20 protein-coding genes are annotated in these 21,757 nt (G+C 66.7%); 12 read left to right on the top strand and 8 right to left on the bottom strand.

From position 1 onward, the window contains the following. The first annotated feature begins 34 nt into the window (after nucleotides 1–34). Nucleotides 35–2,068: an NADPH-dependent 2,4-dienoyl-CoA reductase gene (locus tag ACWMMN_RS27980; protein WP_059237404.1), complete on the top strand. Its 2,034-nt coding sequence runs from the start codon at nucleotides 35–37 to the stop codon at nucleotides 2,066–2,068. Between the two features lie 192 nt (nucleotides 2,069–2,260). Here ACWMMN_RS27980 and ACWMMN_RS27975 read toward each other — a convergent pair whose 3' ends face one another. Both ACWMMN_RS27975 and ACWMMN_RS27970 read right to left on the bottom strand, forming a co-directional pair. After that, on the bottom strand, nucleotides 2,261–2,665 hold the full coding sequence (locus ACWMMN_RS27975; protein ID WP_059237403.1) for a DUF2471 family protein: 405 nt from the start codon (nucleotides 2,663–2,665) through the stop codon (nucleotides 2,261–2,263). A gap of 164 nt (nucleotides 2,666–2,829) precedes the next feature. After that, nucleotides 2,830–3,723, bottom strand: a complete 894-nt coding sequence (locus ACWMMN_RS27970) for a LysR family transcriptional regulator (protein WP_059237402.1) — start codon at nucleotides 3,721–3,723, stop codon at nucleotides 2,830–2,832. An 86-nt stretch (nucleotides 3,724–3,809) separates the two neighbouring features. On the opposite strand from ACWMMN_RS27970, the gene ACWMMN_RS27965 reads away from it, so the two are divergent. Further along, nucleotides 3,810–4,589 carry an NAD(P)H-dependent oxidoreductase gene (locus ACWMMN_RS27965; protein WP_174993103.1) on the top strand — a complete coding sequence of 260 codons (780 nt, stop codon included), beginning with the start codon at nucleotides 3,810–3,812 and terminating at the stop codon, nucleotides 4,587–4,589. 140 nt (nucleotides 4,590–4,729) lie between these two features. Here the strand turns inward: ACWMMN_RS27965 and catC are convergent, their stop codons facing one another. Genes catC through ACWMMN_RS27950 form a run of 3 tightly spaced genes read right to left on the bottom strand, consistent with a single transcriptional unit; the run spans nucleotide 4,730 to nucleotide 7,132 of the window. Next, nucleotides 4,730–5,020 carry a muconolactone Delta-isomerase gene (gene catC, locus ACWMMN_RS27960; protein WP_059237400.1) on the bottom strand — a complete coding sequence of 97 codons (291 nt, stop codon included), beginning with the start codon at nucleotides 5,018–5,020 and terminating at the stop codon, nucleotides 4,730–4,732. A gap of 43 nt (nucleotides 5,021–5,063) precedes the next feature. After that, a complete protein-coding gene (gene catA, locus ACWMMN_RS27955; RefSeq protein WP_059237399.1) occupies nucleotides 5,064–5,966 on the bottom strand; it encodes a catechol 1,2-dioxygenase in 903 nt (300 codons plus the stop codon). A gap of 32 nt (nucleotides 5,967–5,998) precedes the next feature. Next, nucleotides 5,999–7,132, bottom strand: a complete 1,134-nt coding sequence (locus tag ACWMMN_RS27950) for a muconate/chloromuconate family cycloisomerase (protein ID WP_059237398.1) — start codon at nucleotides 7,130–7,132, stop codon at nucleotides 5,999–6,001. A gap of 91 nt (nucleotides 7,133–7,223) precedes the next feature. Between ACWMMN_RS27950 and ACWMMN_RS27945 the strand changes: the two genes are divergently transcribed. Beyond that, nucleotides 7,224–8,114: a LysR family transcriptional regulator gene (locus tag ACWMMN_RS27945; RefSeq protein ID WP_059237397.1), complete on the top strand. Its 891-nt coding sequence runs from the start codon at nucleotides 7,224–7,226 to the stop codon at nucleotides 8,112–8,114. Nucleotides 8,115–8,271: 157 nt separating this feature from the next. Here ACWMMN_RS27945 and andR read toward each other — a convergent pair whose 3' ends face one another. After that, entirely contained in the window at nucleotides 8,272–9,231 is a 960-nt protein-coding gene (gene andR / locus ACWMMN_RS27940) for an anthranilate 1,2-dioxygenase regulatory protein AndR (RefSeq protein ID WP_059237396.1), read from the bottom strand. Between the two features lie 213 nt (nucleotides 9,232–9,444). On the opposite strand from andR, the gene andAc reads away from it, so the two are divergent. The 5 genes from andAc to ACWMMN_RS27915 all read left to right on the top strand — a co-directional run bounded on the left by andAc (nucleotide 9,445) and on the right by ACWMMN_RS27915 (nucleotide 14,155). Beyond that, a complete protein-coding gene (andAc, locus tag ACWMMN_RS27935; RefSeq protein ID WP_342705849.1) occupies nucleotides 9,445–10,716 on the top strand; it encodes an anthranilate 1,2-dioxygenase large subunit AndAc in 1,272 nt (423 codons plus the stop codon). Nucleotides 10,717–10,730: 14 nt separating this feature from the next. Further along, nucleotides 10,731–11,207, top strand: coding sequence for an anthranilate 1,2-dioxygenase small subunit AndAd (gene andAd, locus ACWMMN_RS27930; protein ID WP_059237395.1), 477 nt, complete (start codon nucleotides 10,731–10,733; stop codon nucleotides 11,205–11,207). 17 nt (nucleotides 11,208–11,224) lie between these two features. Beyond that, nucleotides 11,225–11,551 carry an anthranilate 1,2-dioxygenase ferredoxin subunit AndAb gene (andAb, locus tag ACWMMN_RS27925; RefSeq protein WP_059237394.1) on the top strand — a complete coding sequence of 109 codons (327 nt, stop codon included), beginning with the start codon at nucleotides 11,225–11,227 and terminating at the stop codon, nucleotides 11,549–11,551. Next, on the top strand, nucleotides 11,541–12,761 hold the full coding sequence (gene andAa, locus ACWMMN_RS27920; RefSeq protein WP_342705850.1) for an anthranilate 1,2-dioxygenase system ferredoxin--NAD(+) reductase: 1,221 nt from the start codon (nucleotides 11,541–11,543) through the stop codon (nucleotides 12,759–12,761). Before andAb ends, andAa begins: the two co-directional genes overlap by 11 nt. A 107-nt stretch (nucleotides 12,762–12,868) precedes the next feature. After that, a complete protein-coding gene (locus ACWMMN_RS27915) occupies nucleotides 12,869–14,155 on the top strand; it encodes a DUF445 domain-containing protein (RefSeq protein WP_486423429.1) in 1,287 nt (428 codons plus the stop codon). Nucleotides 14,156–14,203: 48 nt separating this feature from the next. Here ACWMMN_RS27915 and ACWMMN_RS27910 read toward each other — a convergent pair whose 3' ends face one another. Beyond that, complete coding sequence (locus ACWMMN_RS27910; protein ID WP_256086647.1) at nucleotides 14,204–14,503, bottom strand: addiction module antidote protein; 300 nt, start codon at nucleotides 14,501–14,503, stop codon at nucleotides 14,204–14,206. A gap of 3 nt (nucleotides 14,504–14,506) precedes the next feature. Further along, nucleotides 14,507–14,845: a type II toxin-antitoxin system RelE/ParE family toxin gene (locus ACWMMN_RS27905; protein ID WP_059237391.1), complete on the bottom strand. Its 339-nt coding sequence runs from the start codon at nucleotides 14,843–14,845 to the stop codon at nucleotides 14,507–14,509. A 345-nt stretch (nucleotides 14,846–15,190) separates the two neighbouring features. On the opposite strand from ACWMMN_RS27905, the gene ACWMMN_RS27900 reads away from it, so the two are divergent. The 4 genes from ACWMMN_RS27900 (at nucleotide 15,191) to ACWMMN_RS27885 (ending at nucleotide 21,729) form a co-directional block, all read left to right on the top strand. Beyond that, nucleotides 15,191–16,831: an acetolactate synthase large subunit gene (locus ACWMMN_RS27900; RefSeq protein ID WP_486423428.1), complete on the top strand. Its 1,641-nt coding sequence runs from the start codon at nucleotides 15,191–15,193 to the stop codon at nucleotides 16,829–16,831. 29 nt (nucleotides 16,832–16,860) lie between these two features. Then, nucleotides 16,861–18,294 carry an aldehyde dehydrogenase family protein gene (locus ACWMMN_RS27895; RefSeq protein WP_486423427.1) on the top strand — a complete coding sequence of 478 codons (1,434 nt, stop codon included), beginning with the start codon at nucleotides 16,861–16,863 and terminating at the stop codon, nucleotides 18,292–18,294. A gap of 238 nt (nucleotides 18,295–18,532) precedes the next feature. Then, nucleotides 18,533–20,116: a Na+/H+ antiporter gene (locus ACWMMN_RS27890; RefSeq protein WP_486423426.1), complete on the top strand. Its 1,584-nt coding sequence runs from the start codon at nucleotides 18,533–18,535 to the stop codon at nucleotides 20,114–20,116. A 479-nt stretch (nucleotides 20,117–20,595) separates the two neighbouring features. Beyond that, nucleotides 20,596–21,729, top strand: a complete 1,134-nt coding sequence (locus ACWMMN_RS27885; RefSeq protein WP_059237387.1) for a hybrid sensor histidine kinase/response regulator — start codon at nucleotides 20,596–20,598, stop codon at nucleotides 21,727–21,729. Nucleotides 21,730–21,757 lie beyond the last annotated feature (28 nt).

The raw sequence follows: 21,757 nt of genomic DNA, 5'->3' as shown, positions 1-21,757 counted from the left end.
ACGATGGCAGGCATCGACTCTGGGCTGATTCATCATGACAACCTCCTTTCCCCACCTGCTCGCGCCGCTCGATCTCGGTTTCACGACGCTGAAGAACCGCGTGCTGATGGGCTCGATGCACACGGGCCTCGAAGACAGCCGCAAGACGCTGCCGCGCCTCGCCGAATATTTCGCCGAGCGCGCGCGTGGCGGCGTCGGCCTGATCGTGACGGGCGGCTTCGCGCCGAACGTGGCCGGCTGGACCAAGCCGTTCGGCGGCACGCTGATGACGTCGGCCGCCGCGCGCCGGCATCGCGAGATCACGGACGCCGTGCATGCGGAGGACGGCAAGATCGCGCTGCAGATCCTGCATACGGGCCGCTATGGTTATCACCCGTTCGCGGTCGCGCCGTCGAAGATCAAGTCGCCGATCTCGCCGTTCGCGCCGCATGAGCTGAGCGCGCGCGGCGTCGAGCGGCAGATCCGCGCGTTCGTGCGTTGCGCGAAGCTCGCGCGCGAAGCCGGTTACGACGGCGTCGAGATCATGGGCTCCGAGGGCTACCTGATCAACCAGTTCATCTCGATGCATACGAACAAGCGCACCGACCAGTGGGGCGGCTCGTACGAGAACCGCATTCGTCTGCCGATCGAGATCATCGAGCGCACGCGCGAAGCGGTCGGCCGCGATTTCATCCTGATCTACCGGCTGTCGATGCTCGATCTGATTCCGGACGGCAGCGACTGGAACGAAACCGTGCAGCTCGCGAAGGCCGTCGAGCGCGCGGGCGCGACGATCATCAACACGGGGATCGGCTGGCATGAGGCGCGTGTGCCGACGATCGCGACGTCGGTGCCGCGCGGTGCGTTCGCGTGGGTGACGAAGAAGATGAAGGGCGAGGTCGGCATTCCGCTCGTGACGACCAACCGGATCAACCGGCCGGAAGTGGCCGAGCAGATTCTCGCGGATGGCTGCGCGGACATGGTGTCGATGGCGCGCCCGCTGCTCGCGGATGCCGAATTCGTCGTCAAGGCCGCGCAAGGCCGCGCCGACGAGATCAACACCTGCATCGGCTGCAACCAGGCGTGTCTCGATCACGCGTTCAAGAACAAGATCGCGTCGTGCCTGCTGAATCCGCGCGCGTGCCACGAGACGGAGCTGAAATACACGCCCGTGCAGCAGCCGAAACGCATCGCGGTGGTCGGCGCGGGGCCGGCCGGGCTCGCATGCTCGACCGTGCTCGCGCAGCGTGGCCATCACGTCGACCTGTTCGACGGCGCAGCGGAGATCGGCGGCCAGTTCAACATGGCGAAGCAGGTGCCGGGCAAGGAAGAGTTTCATGAAGCGCTGAGCTACTTCGGCCGCCAGGTCGAGCTGACCGGCGTGAACCTGCACCTGAACCGCCGCGTCGATGCGAGCGACCTGATCGCGGGCGGTTATGACGAGATCGTGCTCGCAACGGGCGTCGCGCCGCGCGATCCGAAGATTCCGGGGCAGGACGGGCCGAACGTGCTCAGCTATATCGACGTGCTCGCGGGCAAGCAGCCGGTCGGACGGCGGGTCGCGGTGGTCGGCGCGGGCGGGATCGGCTTCGATGTCGCCGAATATCTGGTGCAGGACGGCGAATCGCCGGCGCTCGATCTGGAAGAATGGAAGGCCGAGTGGGGCGTGACCGACCCGGCCGCGACGCGCGGCGGCGTGACGCGTGCGCAGGTCTCGGCGCCCGCGCGTGAAGTGACGCTGCTGCAGCGCAAGGCCGCTCCGCTCGGCAAGGGGCTCGGCAAGACGACCGGCTGGATTCACCGCGCGACGCTGAAGATGAAGCAGGTGAAGATGGTCGGTGGCGTGAACTACGAGCGGATCGACGCGCGCGGGTTGCACGTGTCGTACGGCGAGCAGCGCACCGACCACGAGCTGATCGAAGCCGACACGATCGTGCTCTGCACGGGGCAGGAGCCGCAGCGCGCATTGCTCGCGCCGCTGCAGGCGGCCGGGCGCTCGGTGCATCTGATCGGCGGCGCGGAACTGGCCGCCGAACTCGATGCGAAGCGCGCGATCGATCAGGGCTCACGGCTGGCGGCAAGGCTGTAACGGGCGGCGGCTTTGACGGTCGCCTGGACGGACGTCGCGCGGCGGAGAGCCGCCTGCGCGACGGTTTGCGGCTACCGTCCGGTGCGCCGATTTGCTGACGCAGGGCCGCCATGAACGGCAGCGCCGACCGCGTCACCACGCAACGTGGCGGCGCGGCTCCGGCAGATCGTGACCGCGAACGGTCATGACGCGTCAGGCCGCTTCGGCCCGTTCTTCCTCTTCCGCGTCGAGCATCGCCTTGACGATCAGGTAGATGGCCGGCAGGTCGTCATCGTCGCGGCGCCAGTCGACCGGTTCCTCGACGTCCGCGGCGACCAGCCGGCTGTCGCGCAGCCGGATGAACGCGTCGACGACGGCCGGGTCGTTGCGGTTCAGGAAACCGGCATTCGAGAATGCCAGCTCTTCGACGTTCAGCAGCGCCTGCCAGCTCATCGTGCGGACGGCCGCAGGATGGGTGCGGCGCCGCAGGCCGAGCGCACGTTGCGCGGGGCCGCCCGCGACACGCTGCAAATCGACGACCGCCCGCTGCGCGGCGCGCTCGAAGTGGACGGGATTGAAGCCGGGTTGCTCGGGATCGAATGCGGATGCCTGGAACATGGTCGCCTCACAAAAGTCCGTTCGTCTGTGGATGACGGAATTCGGGTCAAATGGTGCAAAAGCACTGTAAATATATACAGTGTTTGGCGGGGTTTCAAGCCCCGAATGAAGGATTTCGTGCCGCGGCGCTCGCAGCGGGCGGCCGTACCGATCCGGCGAACGGCTTACACCGCTGCCGCGATCGTCTCCCGCAGCCACCGATGCGCCGGATCGCGATGCACGCGCTCGTGCCACAGCATCGACATTTCATAGCCGGGCACCTCGACCGGCGCGTCCACCACCCGCAGCGCGGGCACGTCGCGCACCAGCCGCTCGGGCAGCATCGCGACGAGATCGGTGCTCGCAACGGCCGACATCACGAACAGGAAGTGCGGCACCGACAGCACGACGCGCCGCGCGGCGCCGACCTTCGCGAGCGCTTCGTCCGTCACGCCGAAGAAGCCGCCGCCGTCGGGCGACACGATCACGTGCTCGAGCGTGCCGAACTGCGCGAGCGTCGGGCGCCGTTTCAGCTTCGGATGCCCGGCGCGGCCGATCAGCACGTAACGCTCGACGAACAGCGGCAGGCGCCGCATGCCGGGCGGTGAACCCTCGGTTGTATGGAACGCGAGGTCGATGCCGTTTCGTTCGGCATCCTGCTCGATGCGCGGCGGCACGAGTTCGACGACGGCGAGCCGCGTACCGGGCGCGGCCGAGCGCAGCGTATTCAGCGCGGGCAGCACGATCGTCGATTCGCCGTAGTCGGTCGCGGCCACGCGCCACGTGTCCGTCGCGGTCGCGGGATCGAACGGCGTGGCCGGAATCACCGCGCGTTCGACCGCTTCGAGCGCATCGCGTAACGGCGCGCGCAACGCTTCCGCGCGCGCGGTCGGCCGCATCCCGCGGGGCCCGGGCAACAGCAGCGGATCGCCGAACACGTCGCGCAGTTTCTGCAGCTGTACGCTGACCGACGGCTGCGACATGTTCAGCTTCTCGGCCGCGCGCGTGACGTTGTGCTCGGCGAGCAGCACGTCCAGCGTGACGAGCAGGTTCAGATCGAGCCGTCTGAGATTATTCATGGCTATACCTGGAATATCAGGAATTCATTTCAAATATACCTTTGGCAGCGGCATCCTGCAGTCATTCAATCCACGGAGTGACGAACATGAAGGTGCTGATCGTGTATGCCCATCCCGAACCGCGTTCGCTGAACGGCGCGCTGCGCGACTTCGCCGTCGCGCATCTCGAAGCGGCCGGCCACGCGGTGCAGGTGACCGACCTGTATGCAATGAACTGGAAGGCGGCGTTCGATGCGAACGACGTGACCGATCGTGCGCCCGACGCGCGCTTCGATCCGTCGCTCGACTCGAAGCGCGCATTTGCGGCCGGCACGCAAAGCGACGACATCGCGCGCGAGCAGGAGAAGCTGAAGTGGGCCGACGCGGTGATCCTGCAATTCCCGCTGTGGTGGTTCTCGATGCCGGCGATCATGAAGGGCTGGTTCGAGCGTGTGTATGCGTACGGCTTCGCGTACGGCGTTGGCGAGCATTCCGATACGCACTGGGGCGATCGCTACGGCGAAGGCATGTTTGCCGGCAAGCGGGCGATGGTGGTCGTCACGACGGGCGGGTGGGAGTCGCACTACAGCCCGCGTGGCATCAACGGGCCGATCGACGACGTGCTGTTTCCGATCCAGCACGGCGTGCTGTATTACCCGGGGTTCGACGTGCTGCCGCCGTTCGTGATCTACCGGACGGGCAAGATGAACGAAGCGCGCTTCGCCGAAACGCGCGCGGCGCTCGGCCGGCGGCTCGACGATCTGTGGACCACGCAGCCGATTCCGTTCCGGCAGCAGAACACCGGCGACTACGAGATTCCCGCGCTGACGCTGAAGGACGGGATCGCGCCGGGGAAGGTGGGGTTTGCGGCGCATCTGACCGCGTGACGGTTGCCGCGCACGCCGATGCCGTACGGCACGGGCAACCGCCGCCAAACGCAAAACGACCCGCGCAGCCTGCGAGACATCGCGGGCCGCCCGGGTCGGGCAGCTCGCGGCCGTCGGTCACGGCCGCGCTTCACCGCTGCTTACCGGTCGTCGTCGCGAATCGACGACGGATGCCGGCACAGCGCCCGCACTTCCATCTCCATGTACGGAAACAGCGGCAGCTGGCTCAGCAGGTCATGCAGTTGCTGCACGCTCTCGACGTCGAAGATGCTGACGTTCGCATATTGCCCGGCGATCCGCCACAGATGGCGCCAGACGCCTTCGTTCATCAGCCGCTGGCACATCGCCTTTTCTTCCGCCTTCAGCGTGGCCGCCTTGACCGGATCCATGTCCGCCGGCAGGCGAACGGTCATTTCCACATGAAACAGCATCCTGCACTCCTTGAGTTGTCGATTCGTCGAACGGGAAGGGCGCTCAGGCCTGCGCGCGTGCCCGCTCGACTTCGCTTCCCGGTACGTCCTGCTTTTCCTTGAGCAGCGAGAAATCGAAGTCGATCAGCGCGAACTGCCCGTCGACGCCGTACGGTTTGCCTTCCGCGCCTTCGGCCTGCTTGACCGGCGGGATCAGGCCGTCGCGCGTCGCGAACGCAAAGTCGTCCCACAGATGCGGATCGCCGTCGATGTTGATCTGCGTCGTCAGCTTACGATAACCGTCCGCCGAAACGAAGAAGTGAATGTGCGCCGGGCGATGGCCATGACGGCCGAGCTGGTCGAGCAGTTGCTCGGTCTTGCTGCCCGGCGGCACGCTGTAGCCGACCGGCAGCACGCTGCGGAAGCTGTAGCGGCCGTCGGCGTCGGTGCGGATCGAGCGGCGCAGGTTGAACGCGGGCTGCGACTGGTCGAAGTACGAGTAGTTGCCCAGGTGGTTCGCGTGCCACACCTCGACGAGCGCATTCGCGATCGGTGCGCCGTCCTGGCCGAGCACCTGGCCGCGCATGATCAGCGTCTGGCCCGGATCGGTGCCGTCGTCGAGACGCGCATGGCCGACCGATTCCGGTGCGCCGGCGACATACAGCGGCCCTTCGATCGTGCGCGGCGTGCCGCCCTGGATGCCGGCCTTTTCCTCGGCTTCGTCCATCCGCACGTCGAGGAAGCGCTCGAGGCCGAGGCCCGCGGCGATCAGCCCGAATTCGCGGCCGGCTTCGTTCAGGTAGTTCAGCGCCGTCCAGAATTCGCTCGGCTGCACGTCGAAGTCCTCGATCGTGTAGCAGATGTCCTGCACGATCCGGTTGACGATCGCGCGCACGCGCGGGTTGCCGGGTTTCTCTGCGGCGTCGTCGAAGGTCTTCAGCAGTGCGTCGATGGCTTGCTTGTTCATCTGTGTCTCCGGTTTCGGTTGTCGTGTGGGGATCAGCGGGCGTCGCGTCGCATCCGTTCGATGCGGGCCCAGTCGAAGGTGATGCCGAGGCCGGGCGTCGCCGGCAGATGCAGCTTGAAATCCTCGTAACGCAGCGGCTCGACGAGGATTTCCTCGGTGAGCAGCAGCGGGCCGAACAGTTCGGTGCCCCATTTCAGCGAGTCGAACGTGCTGAACAGTTGCGCGGACGCCATCGTGCCCGCCGCGCCTTCGAGCATCGTGCCGCCGTACAGCTCGATGCCGGCCGCCGCCGCGATCGACGCGACGCTCGCCGCGCCCTGCAGGCCGCCCGATTGCGCGATCTTCACCGCGAACACGTCGGCCGCGCGGTCCTGCGCGAGCGCGAATGCATCGACGGGGCCGTGCAGCGCCTCGTCCGCCATGATCGGCACCTGCGCGAGCTGCGTGAGGCGCTTGAGCCCCGCGCGGTTGGTCGCGGCGATCGGCTGCTCGACGAGGCTCACGCCGGCTTCCGCCAGTCGCGCGCCGGCCCAGATCGCATCGGTTTCGCTCCATGCCTGATTCACGTCGACCCGCACGTCGCCGCGCTCGCCGAGCGCACGCTTGATCGCGACCACGTGTGCGACGTCGTCGGCGACTGCGTTCGAACCGATCTTCAGCTTGAACGCGCGATGGCGGCGGGCTTCGAGCATCGCTTCGGCTTCCGCGATGTCGCGCTGCGTATCGCCGCTCGCGAGCGTCCACGCGACATCGACCGCATCGACCCGGCGGCCGCCGAACAGCTCCGACAGCGGCACGCCCAGACGCTGCGCCTGCGCGTCGAACAGCGCAGTTTCGATTGCGCACTTCGCGAAACGGTTGCCCTGGAACAGCTTGCGCGCGCGCGCCAGCGCGGCGCCCGGACGCGTCGCGTCCATGCCCTGCAGCAGCGGCGCAAAGTACGTGTCGATGTTGACCTTGATGCTTTCGGGGCTCTCCTCGCCGTACGCGAGACCGCCGATGGTCGTCGCCTCGCCGACGCCTTCGATACCGTCCGTGCATCGAACACGGACCAGCACGAGGGTCTGGCAATTCATCGTCGCGACCGACAATTTGTGGGGCCTGATCGTCGGCACGTCGACGAGGATCGTCTCGATGCGTTCGATGGTGGCGGCAGTTGCTATCATGCGATTCCTCCTGTTGGTGCACATGGTAGGAATTCCCGCACCGCGTCGTCCAACACTCTTTCCGACTACTTCCATACCTTTGGGGCATGAAATGGAATTGCGTCAGCTCCGCTACTTCATCGCCGTTGCCGAGGAAATGAACATCACGCGGGCGGCGGAGCGGCTGCACATGACGCAGCCGCCGCTGAGCCGCCAGCTCCAGGCGATCGAGGACGAGATCGGCTTGCCGCTGTTCGAGCGCGGCGCGCGGCCGCTGAAACTGACCGATGCGGGGCGCGTGTTCTATGCGCAGGCGAAGCGCCTCGTCGACCAGGCCGACGAGCTCGGCCCGCTGACGCGGCGGCTCGCGCAGCTGTCGGAGCGGATCGTGATCGGTTTCGTGCCGTCGACGCTGTATGGCGCGCTGCCGGACGTGATCCGCGCGTTTCGCGAGGCGCAGCCGGACGTCGAGCTGTCGCTGATCGAAATGTTCACGCTCGAACAGCTCGGCGCGCTGAAGGGCGGGCGGATCGACGTCGGGTTCGGCCGGCTGCGCTTCGACGACGATCAACTGGTGCGCGAGGCGCTGATCGAGGAAAAGCTGATCGCGGCGCTGCCGGTCGGGCATCCGCTCGCCGATCCGGACCGGCCGCTGACGCTCGCGGATATCGCGAACGAGACGATGATCGTCTACCCGAGCACACCGCGACCGAGCTTCGCCGACCAGCAACTGTCGGCACTGCGCGACGGCGCGGTCGTGCCGGCGGCCGTTCACGAGGTGCGCGAGCTGCAGACGGCGCTCGGGCTCGTCGCCGCGCAGGTGGGCGTGTCGCTGGTGCCGGAGAGCGTGGAGGGCGTGCGGGTGAGGGGCGTCGTCTACCGGCGGCTGCCGGAGCCGGCCGCGACGTCGCCGATCATCATGAGCCGCCGGCTGCATGGCGAAAGCGCGGCTACGGCGGCGTTCTGCGCGATTGCGCGGGAGATGATCGTGCCGGCGGCGTAGCGGTAACGGCCGACGTCGACACAATAAATCGCAACTAACGGTCGGTTTCCGCGCGCACCGCCGAATTCGGCGAGGGTGGCGCGATGACATACCGTTCCGGCTTCCGTCGCAGCCGGCCGGCAAGCCGTCGCGCGGCGTGCCAGGCGAACGGTAACGGCTACCGCTTCCCGTCGAGCGTTTCCGACGGCGATTCGCCGAATTTTTCCCGATACGCGATCGCGAACCGCCCGAGGTGCGTAAACCCGCAATCGAGCGCGACATCGGCGATCCGCCGGTCGGACGCCGTGCCGCGCAGCAACTCTCGCGCATGGTCGAGCCGTGTCGCGCGCAGGTATTGCATCGGGCTCATCCCGCGGAATTGCAGGAATGCGTCGCGCAGCGTCCGTTCGGGCACGTTGGCGGCCTGGACGATATCGGCGAGCTGCAGCGGCTGCGCGTAGTGCGCGTTCACGAACTCCTGCGCGCGTCGCACGAAGCCCGGCGCCGGGTCGCGGTGCGACGCTTGCAGCACCGATGGCGGATGGCCTTCGATCAGCAGGTCGATCAGCAAGTGCTCGAGCTGCGACGCGACACGCGGGTTCGCATTCGCCCGTTCGAGCAGTTCGGGCGACCGTGCGACGAGCATCAACTGCTGGCGCCACGCGGCGAGTGCGGCGTCGCTGATGTGCAGCACGGGGTCGAGGGTCGCGCGCGGGTCGCCGGTCAGCGAACCGACGGTTGCCGCGTCGATGCGCAGCACGAACTGCTCGCAGTCGGCGGACAGCACCGCGTCGAAGGGCTCGCCTGGGGCGCACAGCACGCCGGTCTGGCCGTCGACGCCGAGTTGCCGCCCCATCGCGCGTACGTCGGCATGCCCGGACAGGCAGAACATCAGCAGGTAATAGCCGTCGACCGCGTCGACCTGCACGCGCATCGCGTCGCCGAACGCGATCGCGCCGATCCCGAGCCCGCCGAGCCTGACGAAATCCATGTGTGACGCACCGTGCACGCGGCCGTTCGGCAGCAGTGCATGCGGCTGCATCACGCGCGAGATGCGCTCGCGCGTCTCGTCGAGATCGCGGGATTCGAACAGCCGGTGCGCGCGCAGCGCGAGCGGCTCGAACGACGTTGGGGACATGGGCCTCAGCCTTGGTATGGGCGACGTGCGCTTCGATCCGACGAATGGGTCGCGATCGTGCGCCGGGTCGCGTGTGCCGCCATGCTAGCGCAGAAATCCGCCGAAAGTGGATATTGCACCGCCGCAATCGCACTTTCCGGATAGACGGCGAATATTAGCTTTTCAAAAATCGGCTCCATGCATTCAACGCAACGGATCGACAAGGAGTCCGACATGGAGCAGACAGAATCGCCCGTCGTTTTCGCCGCACGCGGCGACGTATCCGACGTGACCTTTCCGCACGACGACGGCTCGCGCGTGCCATACAAGGTGTTCAGCTCGCGTGCGGTCTACGATCGCGAGCAGGAACGCATTTTCCGCGGGCCGACGTGGAACTTCGTCGCGCTCGAAGCCGAAATCCCGAAGGCCGGCGACTTCAAGAGCACGTTCGTCGGCGACACGCCGGTGGTCGTCACGCGCACCGAGGACGGCACGCTCTCGGCGTGGGTGAACCGCTGCGCGCACCGCGGCGCGCAGGTGTGCCGCAAGTCGCGCGGCAACGCGAGCTCGCATACGTGCGTGTATCACCAGTGGAGCTTCGACAACCAGGGCAACCTGCTCGGCGTGCCGTTCCGGCGCGGCCAGAAGGGGATGACCGGGATGCCGGCCGACTTCGACCCGAAGCAGCACGGGCTGCGCCAGCTGCGCGTCGACAGCTATCGCGGGCTCGTGTTCGCGAGCTTCAGCGACGAGGTCGCGCCGCTGCCCGAGTATCTCGGCGAGCAGATGCGCCCGTGGATCGACCGCATTTTCCACAAGCCGATCGAGTATCTCGGTTGTACGCGCCAGTATTCGAAGTCGAACTGGAAGCTGTACATGGAGAACGTGAAGGACCCGTATCACGCGAGCATGCTGCACCTGTTCCATACGACCTTCAACATCTTCCGCGTCGGGATGAAGGCGCGCTCGATTCCGGATGCAAACCACGGCCTGCACAGCATCATCACGGTGACGAAGACGAACGACGACACGTCGGCCGCGTACAAGCAGCAGAACATCCGTTCGTTCGACGAGGGCTTCCACCTCGAGGACGAATCGATCCTCGATCTCGTGTCGGAATACGACGAGGATTGCACGAACCATATCCAGCCGATCTTCCCGCAGCTCGTGATCCAGCAGATCCACAACACGCTGGTCGCACGGCAGATCCTGCCGAAAGGCCCCGACAACTTCGAGCTGATCTTCCACTTCTTCGGTTACGCGGACGACACGCCCGAACTGCGCGCGCTGCGCATCAAGCAGGCGAACCTCGTCGGGCCGGCCGGCTACATCTCGATGGAAGACACGGAAGCAACCGAGCTCGTGCAGCGCGGCACGGTGCGCGATGCCGATGCGACGTCGGTGATCGAGATGTCGCGCGGCAATCCGGACCAGCAGGACACGGTGATCACCGAGAGCCTGATCCGCAAGTTCTGGGTCGGCTACCAGAAGCTGATGGGCTATTGAGGCGGGAGCGAAAAATGACGGAAGACATGAAGACGTGGTTCGAGATTTACATGCTCCAGAACCGCTATATCGGGCACCTCGACAACGACCGGCTCGAACACTGGCCGGAGATGTTCACCGAGGACTGCCTGTACGAAATCGTGCCGAAGGAAAACGCCGATCTCGGGCTGCCGGTCGGGATCGTCCACTGCACGAACCAGCGGATGCTGCGCGACCGCGTGGTGTCGCTGCGGCACGCGAACATCTACGAAGAGCACACGTACCGGCACATGACGTCGGGCCTGACGATCGTCGCCGAGCGCGACGGCGAGATCGATACCGAGAGCAACTACGTCGTCGTGCAGACGCGCAGCAACGGCGAATCGAACGTGTATCAGGCCGGCAAGTACTACGACACGGTCGTGCGCACGCCCGACGGGCTGCGCTACAAGACCAAGCGGGTGATCTACGACACGTCGCGCGTGCAGACGCTGCTCGCGACGCCGATCTGACGAAGCAAGGAACAGACATGACCGAAGCAACGCTGGCCGAGTGGCATCCGCTCGGCGCTTTCGACGAATTCTCCGAGGACGAACCGGCGGCGCGCGTCGCCGGCCAGAAGCCGATCGCCATATTCCGGATCGGCGACGAACTGTTTGCGATGCACGACCTCTGTACGCACGGCCATGCGCGGCTGTCTGAAGGCTACGTGGAGGACGGCTGTGTCGAATGTCCGCTGCATCAGGGGCTGATCGACATCCGCACCGGTGCGCCGAAATGCGCGCCGATCACGGAGCCGGTGCGGACCTATCCGATCCGGATCGTCGACGGCCAGGTGGAAGTCAATGTCGGCTGATCCGTTCGTGATCGTCGGCGCCGGCCACGCGGCGCGGCGCACGGCCGAAGCGCTGCGCGAACGCGACGCGGCGGCGCGCATCGTGATGATCGGCGCGGAGCGCGTACTGCCGTACGACCGGCCCGCGCTGTCGAAGGACGCGCTGCTGACGGACGGCGGCGAGCAGCGCGCGTTCGTGCGCGATGCGGCGTGGTACGACGCGCAACGCATCGAGCTGCGGCTCGGTACGCGCGTCGATGCGATCGAACGTGCTGCGCAGCGCGTGCGGCTCGACGACGGCACGACGTTGCCGTACGCACGGCTCGTGCTCGCGACGGGTTCGCGCGTGCGCACGTTCGGCGGTGCAATCGACGAAGGCGTCGTGCCGCACTACGTCCGCACGGTGGACGATGCGCGTGCATTGCGTGCGCAACTTGCTCCGGGTCGTCGCGTGGCGGTGCTCGGCGGCGGTTTCATCGGGCTGGAGGTCGCGGCGGCGGCACGCCAGCTTGGTTGCGACGTGACGGTGATCGATCCGGCGCCGCGTTTGCTGCAGCGTGCGTTGCCGGACGTGGTTGGCGCATATGCGCGCCAGTTGCACGATGCGCGCGGCGTGGTGTTCCAGATGGCGACGCTGCCCAGCGCGATCCGTCGCGCACCGGGCGGCGGCGCGATCGTCGAGACCGATCGCGGTGACGTGCAGGCCGACATCGTCGTGGTCGGTATCGGCGTGGTGCCGAACATCGAGCTGGCGCAGGCGGCCGGGCTCGACGTCGACAACGGGATCCGCGTCGATGCGGGCTGCCGCACGGCCGATCCGGCGATCTTCGCGGCGGGCGAGGTGACGATGCACTTCAATCCGCTGCTCGGGCGTCACGTGCGGATCGAGTCGTGGCAGGTGGCCGAAAACCAGCCGGCCGTCGCGGCCGCGAACCTGCTCGGCGCCGACGACACCTATGCCGAGCTGCCGTGGCTGTGGTCCGATCAGTACGATTGCAACCTGCAGATGCTCGGGCTGTTCGGCAGCGAACGCACGATCGTCGTGCGCGGCGATCCGGCGAGCGGGCCATTCACGGTGTTCGGGCTCGGCGGCGACGGCAGGATCGTCGCGGTGGCCGCGGCGAACCTCGGGCGCGACATCGGCGCGTCGCGCCGCCTGATCGCGGCAGGGGCGGTGCCCGATCCGGTGAAGCTGGCCGATCCGGCGGTGAACCTGAAGTCGTTCATGTAGCAACGGGATGCGCGGCGCGTGCGCCGTGCATCCCGACTCCGCCTGCGCGTTTGTCGGCCGCGGCGAAATCGGGGATATTAGCGGCATCGCCGATCCGCCGGTCCTCCATGACGCCCGACAAAGCTCTCGAACTGAAACGCAGCAAGCGCCGCGCCCTGTGGCTGCTGCTGGCCGCCGTCGCGGTGTTCGTCACGACGATCCTGCTGCCGCGCGGCCCGTGGGTCGACGGCGTCAAGGCCGTGGCCGAAGCCGCAATGGTCGGCGCGCTCGCCGACTGGTTCGCGGTCGTCGCGCTGTTCCGCCGCGTGCCGATCCCGTTCGTGTCGCGCCATACCGAGATCATTCCGAAGAACAAGGACAAGATCGCCGACAACCTCGCGGTGTTCGTGCGCGAGAAATTCCTCGGTCCCGACGCGCTCGCCGCGCAGATCCGCCAGCACGATCCCGCGCGGAAACTCGGCGCATGGCTCGGCGAACCCGCGAACACCGATGCGCTCGGCGGCTACGTGACGAAGCTGATGAGCTTCGCGCTCGACATGACCGACGACGCGCGGATCCAGTCGTTCGTGCACGATGCGTTTCGCGCGGCGATCGACCGGGTCGACCTGTCGCAATCGGCCGGCGCGATTCTCGACACGCTGACGAAGGACGGCCGCCACCAGGTGCTGCTCGACGACGCGATCGAACAGGTGGTCGACGTGCTCGACAAGGAAGAGAACCGCGAGGTGATCGCGGGCTTCATCGTCGATTGGCTGAAGACGCAGTATCCGAAGGTCGAGAAGATCATGCCGACGCAGTGGTTCGGCGAGAACGGCGCGCGGATGCTCGCGAGCGCGGTGAGCCGTGTGCTCGAAGGCGTGGCGGCCGACCCCGAGCACGAGTTGCGGCAACGTTTCGACCGGACGGTCGTGCGGCTGACCGAGCGGCTGAAGCACGATCCCGCATTCATCGCGAAGGGCGAGGAGATCAGGCGCTATATCCGCGACGGCGATGCATTCAACGAATATGTGCGCGACCTGTGGGACCAGTTGCGCGCGTGGCTGAAGGCCGATCTCGCGCGTACCGATTCGGCGCTGCACCGGCAGGCCGCGACGCTCGGCGGCTGGCTCGGCGCGCGGCTCGCCGAGAGCCCGGCACTGCGCGCGTCGCTGAACGAACACGTCGAGCGCGCCGTACACGAGATGGCGCCGGATTTCGCCGATTTCCTGATGCGCCATATTCGCGACACGGTGCGCAACTGGGATGCGCGAGAGATGTCGCGTCAAATCGAGCTGAACATCGGCAAGGATCTGCAATACATCCGCATCAACGGTACGCTGGTCGGCGGGCTGATCGGGCTCGGGCTGTATCTGGTGTCGCTGGTGCCGCGCTGGGCGGCCGGCTGGCTGCATTGACGCGGCCGGAGGCATCGCGCGCTGCGAGCGACACCGGCCACGCGTGCATCACGCGTGCGCTTTCGAGCCGTGCAGCTGCAGGCCGAGCGCCTTGATGACCTTCAGGATCGTGCCGAAGCTCGGGTTGCCGTCGTGCGACAGCGCCTTGTACAGCCCTTCGCGCGACAGCCCCGCATCGCGCGCGACCTGCGACATGCCGCGTGCACGGGCGATCACGCCTAGCGCGTGCGCGATGAAGGCTGGATCGTCGCCGGCCTCCTGCAGGCACGCGTCGAAGTAGTCGGCCATGTCGTCTGCGGTTTTCAGGTGTTCGGCCGAATCCCACGGCCGGGTCTTGATCTTGTCCATCGATCACTCCATGTCGAGGTGCGCAAGCATCGCGTGTGCGGCGCGGATATCGGCCTGTTGCGTCGATTTATCGCCGCCGCAGAGCAGGATCACCCAGCGCATTCCACGCCGGACGTAGTAGACGCGATAGCCGGGCCCGTGATCGATGCGCATTTCGACGATGGGCGAGCCGGCGGATTTCCAGTCGCCCGGATTGCCCATCGAGAGGCGGTCGATGCGCGCCTGGATGCGGCGCCTGGCGATGCGATCGGACAGGCCGGCAAACCAGGCGTCGAAGACGGCGGTGGTCCGGACGCTGAACGTAGGCGCACTGTAGGGCACCGATTGCAGTATGTCAACCATGGTTCACATGCGAGGAGGCGGGTGGCGGGTTGTTTCGTGGCTGCTACGGTAGGGCCGCCCGCTTCGTTTGTGTGTGGATTGGCCATCCGGCCGAAGCCGGAATTCCGCGAATCCGTCTACAATCAAAAACGTCTTTGCCGCCCGTGCGCGTTTGCCGCGCGCGGGCGGATCCGTTCGTTCTCCGGTATGGCCGGAGGCGCCGCCGCGCATTGCAAGCGCGTATTGCGCGGCGGGAAGTGCCGTGGTTTGTGTCCAGTAGGTCAGCGTCCGCGTGCCGTAGGCCGGCGCGCGTTATGAACGCCGCGTGTCCGTAGGCCGGGCAGGCGGCATAACCGAGAGTCCCCCATGAAAGCATCGGATCTGTTCGTGAAGGCGCTGGAAGCCGAAGGCGTCGAGTACGTGTTCGGTATTCCCGGCGAAGAAAACCTCGATCTGCTCGAATCGCTGCGGCGATCGAAGATCAAGCTCGTGCTGACCCGGCACGAGCAGGCGGCCGGGTTCATGGCCGCCACCTACGGCCGCCTGACGGGCCGCACCGGCGTGTGTCTCGCAACGCTCGGGCCCGGCGCGACGAACTTCGTCACGGCCGCCGCGTATGCGCAGCTCGGCGGCATGCCGATGCTGATGATCACCGGGCAGAAGCCGATCAAGTCCAGCAAGCAGGGCCACTTCCAGATCGTCGACGTGGTCGACATGATGCAGCCGCTCACGAAGCTCACGCGGCAGATCGTGTCGATCGGCAACATCCCGTCGGCCGTGCGCGAGGCGTTCCGCCGCGCGGAGGAGGAGCGCCCGGGTGCCACGCACCTCGAACTGCCGGAAGACATCGCGCACGAGGAGGGCGACGGCAAGCCGATCCCGCGCAGCTACAGCCGGCGGCCGGTGGCCGAGGAGAAGGCGGTCGCGCATGCGGTCGACGCGATCCAGGCCGCGCGCCATCCGCTCTTGATGATCGGCGCGGGCGGCAACCGCAAGACCACCTGCAAGATGCTGCTCGAATTCGTCGACAAGACGGGCATCCCGTTCTTCACGACGCAGATGGGCAAGGGCGTGATCGACGAGACGCATCCGCTGTGGCTCGGCAACGCGACGCTGTCCGATGGCGACTTCGTGCACCGCGCGATCGAGCATGCGGACTGCATCATCAACGTCGGCCACGACGTGATCGAGAAGCCGCCGTTCTTCATGCGCACCGACGACAAGACGGTGATTCACGTGAACTTCCTCGGCGCGCAGGTCGATCCCGTCTATTTCCCGCAGATCGAGGTGGTCGGCGACATCGCGAACGCGGTGTGGCAGATGAAGGAGGCCGTGTCGCCGCAGCCGCACTGGGATTTCGCGCGCTTCGCAATGATCAAGGAGCACTTCGACGCGCACCTGGAGAAGGGCCAGCACGACCCGCGCTTCCCGATGTATCCGGTGCGCATCGTCAACGACCTGTACAACGCCATGCCGGTCGACGGCATCGTCTGTCTCGACAACGGGATGTACAAGATCTGGTTCGCGCGCTACTGGCGTGCGCACGAGCCGAACTCGCTGCTGCTCGACAACGCGCTCGCGTCGATGGGCGCGGGCCTGCCGTCGGCGATCGCGACGAAGATCGTGCATCCGCAGCGCCAGGTGATCGCCGTGTGCGGCGACGGCGGCTTCATGATGAATTCGCAGGAGCTCGAAACGGCCGTGCGGCTGAAGCTCGACATCGTCGTGATGATCCTGCGCGACGACGCGTTCGGGATGATCCGCTGGAAGCAGGAGAACATGAATTTCCCCGATTACGCGATGACGCTGCAGAACCCCGATTTCGTCGCGTATGCGCAAAGCTATGGCGCGCACGGGCACCGCGTCGAATCGGCCGACGATCTCGAGCCGCTGCTGCGCGAGTGCTTCTCGTCGCCGGGTGTGCACGTGATCGACGTGCCGATCGACTATTCGGACAACGAGCGCGTGCTGAACCGCGAGATCAAGCGTCTGTCGGCGCAACTCTGAAATCCCCGTTCACAGGAAGGAGTCGTTCCATGTTGAAGGAAACCTATCCGTACTACCTCGCCAACGAAGCCGTCTACGCGAATACCGATCTGGAGGTGACGGACAAGTTCGGCGGCAAGGTCGCGACGCGCGTCGCGCTGGCCGACGCGAAGGCGATCGATGCGGCGATCGCCGCGGCGGTCGACGCGGCGAAGCCGATGCGCGAGATGCCGGCCTACAAGCGGCAGGCCGTGCTCGACCATTGCGTCGCGCGCTTTCGCGAGCGCTTCGACGAGCTGGCCGAGGCGCTGTGCATCGAGGCCGGCAAGCCGATCAACGATTCGAAGGGCGAAGTCACGCGGTTGATCGATACGTTCCGCGTCGCGTCCGAGGAATCGGTGCGCATCGACGGCGAGATCATCAACCTCGAGATCTCCGCGCGTGCGCAGGGCTATACGGGCTACACGAAGCGCGTGCCGGTCGGCCCGTGCTCGTTCATCTCGCCGTTCAATTTTCCGCTGAACCTCGCCGCGCACAAGGTCGCGCCGGCGCTCGCGGCGGGCTGCCCGTTCGTGCTGAAGCCCGCGAGCCGCACGCCGATCGGCGCGCTGATCATCGGCGAGGTGCTCGCGGAAACCGACTTGCCGAAGGGTGCGTTTTCGGTGCTGCCCGCACATCGCGACGGCGCCGACCTGTTCACGACCGACGAGCGCTTCAAGCTGCTGTCGTTCACGGGTTCGCCGGCCGTCGGCTGGGCGCTGAAGGAGAAGGCCGGCAAGAAGAAAGTCGTACTGGAACTCGGCGGCAACGCGGCCGCGATCGTCGATGCGGACCAGCGCGACCGGCTCGACTACGTGGTCGAGCGTCTCGCGTTCGGCGCGTACTACCAGTCGGGCCAGAGCTGCATCGGCGTGCAGCGGATCCTCGTGCATGCGGATCTTTACGACGCGCTGCGCGAGAAGCTGATCGCGAAGACGCGTTCGCTGAAGATGGGCGATCCGAAGGATCCGTCGACGTTCGTCGGCCCGATGATCTCCGAATCCGAATCGCGCCGGCTGTCGGGCTGGATGGATGCGGCCGTCGCGGCGGGCGCGAAGATCGTCGCGGGTGGCAAGGTCGATGGCGCGATGTTCGAGGCGACGCTGCTCGAGAACGTCGGGCATGAGCAGGACCTGTACCGGAAGGAGGCGTTCGGCCCCGTTGCGATCCTCGAGAAGTTCGACCGCTTCGACGATGCGCTCGCGCGCGTGAACGACAGCGACTTCGGGCTGCAGGCCGGCGTGTTTACCGATTCGCTCACGCATGCGCAGCGTGCGTGGGACGAACTGGAGGTCGGCGGCGTCGTGATCAACGACGTGCCGTCGTTCCGCGTCGACAACATGCCATATGGCGGCGTGAAGGATTCAGGCCTCGGCCGCGAAGGGATCCGCTACGCGATCGAGGACATGACCGAACCGCGGCTGATGGTCGTGCGGCGCCGATAACGCGCGGGTGCGCGGCACGGAGCCGCGACGGCACGCAGGCAGGCGATCGGGCCGGCCTGCGTGCCGTTTTTCATCGCGGCGTGCGCATCGGGCCGACGCAGCTCGCGCGTCCCCCCCGCGCGGTGGCCCGCCGGCCGCGCGCTCGACTGCGAGCCTCGCCTCGTGATGTAATCGCGCCAAACTGCCGACCGGGGTACGACGCCGGAAAGCGCGAATTCATTCTTCACGAGGTCGATTCATGTCCCCCGTCTCGGCATTCAAGCTGGTTCTGTTGTCATTCCTGGCGATCGTCGCGCTCGAATGCATCGCCAAGCGGTTGCGGCTGCCGCCGGCCGCCGCGCTGCTGATCGGCGGCATCGGCATCGCATTCATCCCCGGCCTGCCGCCGATCAACCTCGATCCCGAGCTGGTGCTGCTGGTGTTCCTGCCGCCGCTGCTGATGGACGGCGCGTACTTCTCCGTGTGGGAAGAGTTCAAGCGCAACGTCGGCGGCATCCTGATGCTCGCGATCGGCGCGGTCGCGTTCACCACGTTCGCGGTCGGCTTCGCCGTGCACTGGGTGGTGCCGGCGCTGCCGTGGGCCGCGTGCTTCGCGCTCGGCGCGATCGTGTCGCCGCCCGACGCGGTGGCCGCGAAGGCCGTGCTCGAACGCGTCGCGCTGCCGCGCCGGCTGATGGTGCTGCTCGAAGGCGAGAGCCTGCTGAACGACGCGGCCGGCCTCGTGCTGTTCCGCTTCGCGGTCGCGGCCGCGCTCACCGGCGCGTTCAGCCTCGAGCATGCGGTCGTGCGTTTCGCGGAACTCGGGCTCGGCGGGGTCGTGGTCGGCTTCGTGGTCGGCAAGCTCGTCGTGTGGTTCCTCAAGCTGCTCGACGACGACTATCTCGTGATCACCGTCGCGGTCATCGCCGGCTGGATCGCGTACATCGCCGGCGAAATGGTCGAGGTGTCGGGCGTGATCGCAACCGTCACGGCCGGGATGATCGTCGGCTGGCATCAGCATGAGGTGTTCTCGGCGGCCGTGCGTACGCGCGGCACCGCGTTCTGGCAGGTCATCGTGTTCCTGCTCGAAGCGATGGTGTTCGTGCTGATCGGGCTGTCGCTGCGTGGCGCGATTCACCGCCTCGGCGGTTTCGAACAGGTGCTCGCCACGATGGTGCCGCCGGTGCTTGCGGTGCTGGCCGCGGCGATCGTGTCGCGTTTCGTGTGGATCTACGCGGTCGAGGCGCTGAAGTGGCCGGTGCGCGGGTTCGCGCGGCGCGGCGAAGCACCCGACTGGAAGGCGGCGACGATCATGAGCTGGGCCGGGATGCGCGGCGTCGTGACGCTCGCGATTGCGCTGTCGCTGCCGGAGGCGCTGCCCGGCCGCGACGTGATCCTGGTCGCGTCGTTTGCGGTGATCCTCGTCACCGTGCTGCTGCAGGGCACGACGATCGGGCCACTGATCCGGCTGCTGCGCCTGCCGCAGCGCGAGGAGCGCGCCGCGCACCACCTGACCGAGCCGCAGACGTGGGCACACGTCGAGGCCGCGCAGCTCGCGGCGATCCAGCCGCTCGTGCGCGACGAGAACGGCGTCGTGATCCATCCGCGCCTGCTCGAGCAATACACGTATCGCGCGGAACTGACCGAGCGGGCGAAGAACGAGCCCGAATACCCGGCGGAAGTGCGCGCCGCGCACTACGATGTGGTGCTGGCCGCGATCCGGGCCGGGCGCGCGGAGCTGTTGCGCCTGCACCGTTCGGGGCGCATCCACGACGAAATGCTGCACGCGCTCGAGCGCGACCTCGACCTGCAGGAAGTGTCCGCGCAGCACGCGCGCGGGTAAGCGGGCGCGACCCGCCTTCTCACGGGCCGGCGTCCTGCCGGCGCCGATGCGCGCACAGGGCGATCCTCGCCCGTCACGCGACTTTTTGCTCCCGCCCGCGCGCCGATTCGGTGTTTCTGAATCCGGCCCTCAATACGACCGGCAGCCAGCCTTGCAGCGCATGCAAACCTGATGGCGCCGGTCTCGCAAACGTTATCGTGTTTCGAATCCGGAAATGATCTGATTTATCTGATTCCGTCTCTTTCTGCATATTTGGCAAAACTAAACCGGAAGGAGATAGATGCTGTGTTCTAATTTCATTTAGAATCAGCCGGTTATCTTTATTGAGAGAAAGAATGCGGAGGTAATGCGGTCGCCGACGGGGAAAGAAGCGGCGTCCAAAGCCCCGCAAGGCAGTGCCGACAGGCTAAATCGGCGGAATCAGGCGGGTTTATCAACCGCCAAAATAAGATGGCGTCCAAGTCGGATAAACAACTCCTATGAAAGAATCGATTGGAGATTCGGCGTTTGAAACTGTATTTATGAAAGAATCGAGCAGTGATAATGCCTCGGATTGTCTCGAATCGGGGTTATCGGTCCTCCTGGTCGACGATCAGCCGTTCGTCGGTGAGGTGATCCGCCGCGCATTGCGCAGCGAGCACGACATCGACCTGCACGTGTGCACCGACGCGCACCGGGCGATGGCGGTCGCGCGCGACGTGAAGCCGACGGTGATCCTGCAGGACCTCGTGATGCCGGAGATCGACGGCCTCGATCTCGTTCGCGCGTGGCGCGCCGACGCCGGCACCGCACGCGTGCCGATCATCGTGCTGTCCGCGAAGGAGGAGCCGATCGTCAAGCGTGAGGCGTTCATCGCCGGCGCGAACGACTATCTGGTGAAGCTCCCCGACGCGATGGAACTGACCGCGCGCATCCGTTATCACTCGAATTCGTACCTGATGTCCCGGCAGCGCGACGAGGCGCTCGATTTCCTGTCGCACGACATGCGTTCGCCGCAGACGTCGATCCTCGCGCTGCTCGACGTCTACCGCACCGAGCACGGCGACATGCCGGCGATCATGGAGCGAATCGCCGGCCATGCGCGGCGCGCGCTCGCGCTCGCCGACGGCTTCATCCATCTGACCCGTGCGCAGTCCGAGCGCCGTGCGCATGACGTCGTGAGTCTCAACGAAATCGTGCTCGATGCCGTCGACCAGCTGTGGGAGAAGGCGGCCGGGCTCGGTTGCCGGGTCGTCGCGCATGTGCCCGACGCCGAGTGCGTGACGATGGGCGACCGCATGATGCTCACGCGCGCGGTCGCGAACCTGATCGACAACGGGCTGAAGTACGGCCCGGCCGGCACGGACGTGCATTGCACGCTGAGCGTCGAGGATGGCGCCTGGCTGATCGGCGTCGAGGATACCGGCGCCGGCATCGCACCGGAGCAGCGCACGGCTGCGACCGAGTCGTTCGTGCAGCTCGAATCCGCGCATGGCGCGGCGCGCAGCGGCTTTGGCCTCGGGCTCGCGTTCGTTCGCGCGACGGCGGCGCGGCATCGCGGCCAGATCCTGATGCGCAATACGGCGCGCGGCTTCATGGTCGCGCTCCGGCTGCCGGCGCAACCGGAGCGGTGATTTCGCGGTGCGGCCAGCCGGCGCCGCG

Source organism: Burkholderia cepacia complex sp. TUM26381, from assembly GCF_057439935.1.
Note: the sequence above shows the minus strand (reverse complement) of the source record. Positions and strands in the feature narration are given on the sequence as shown.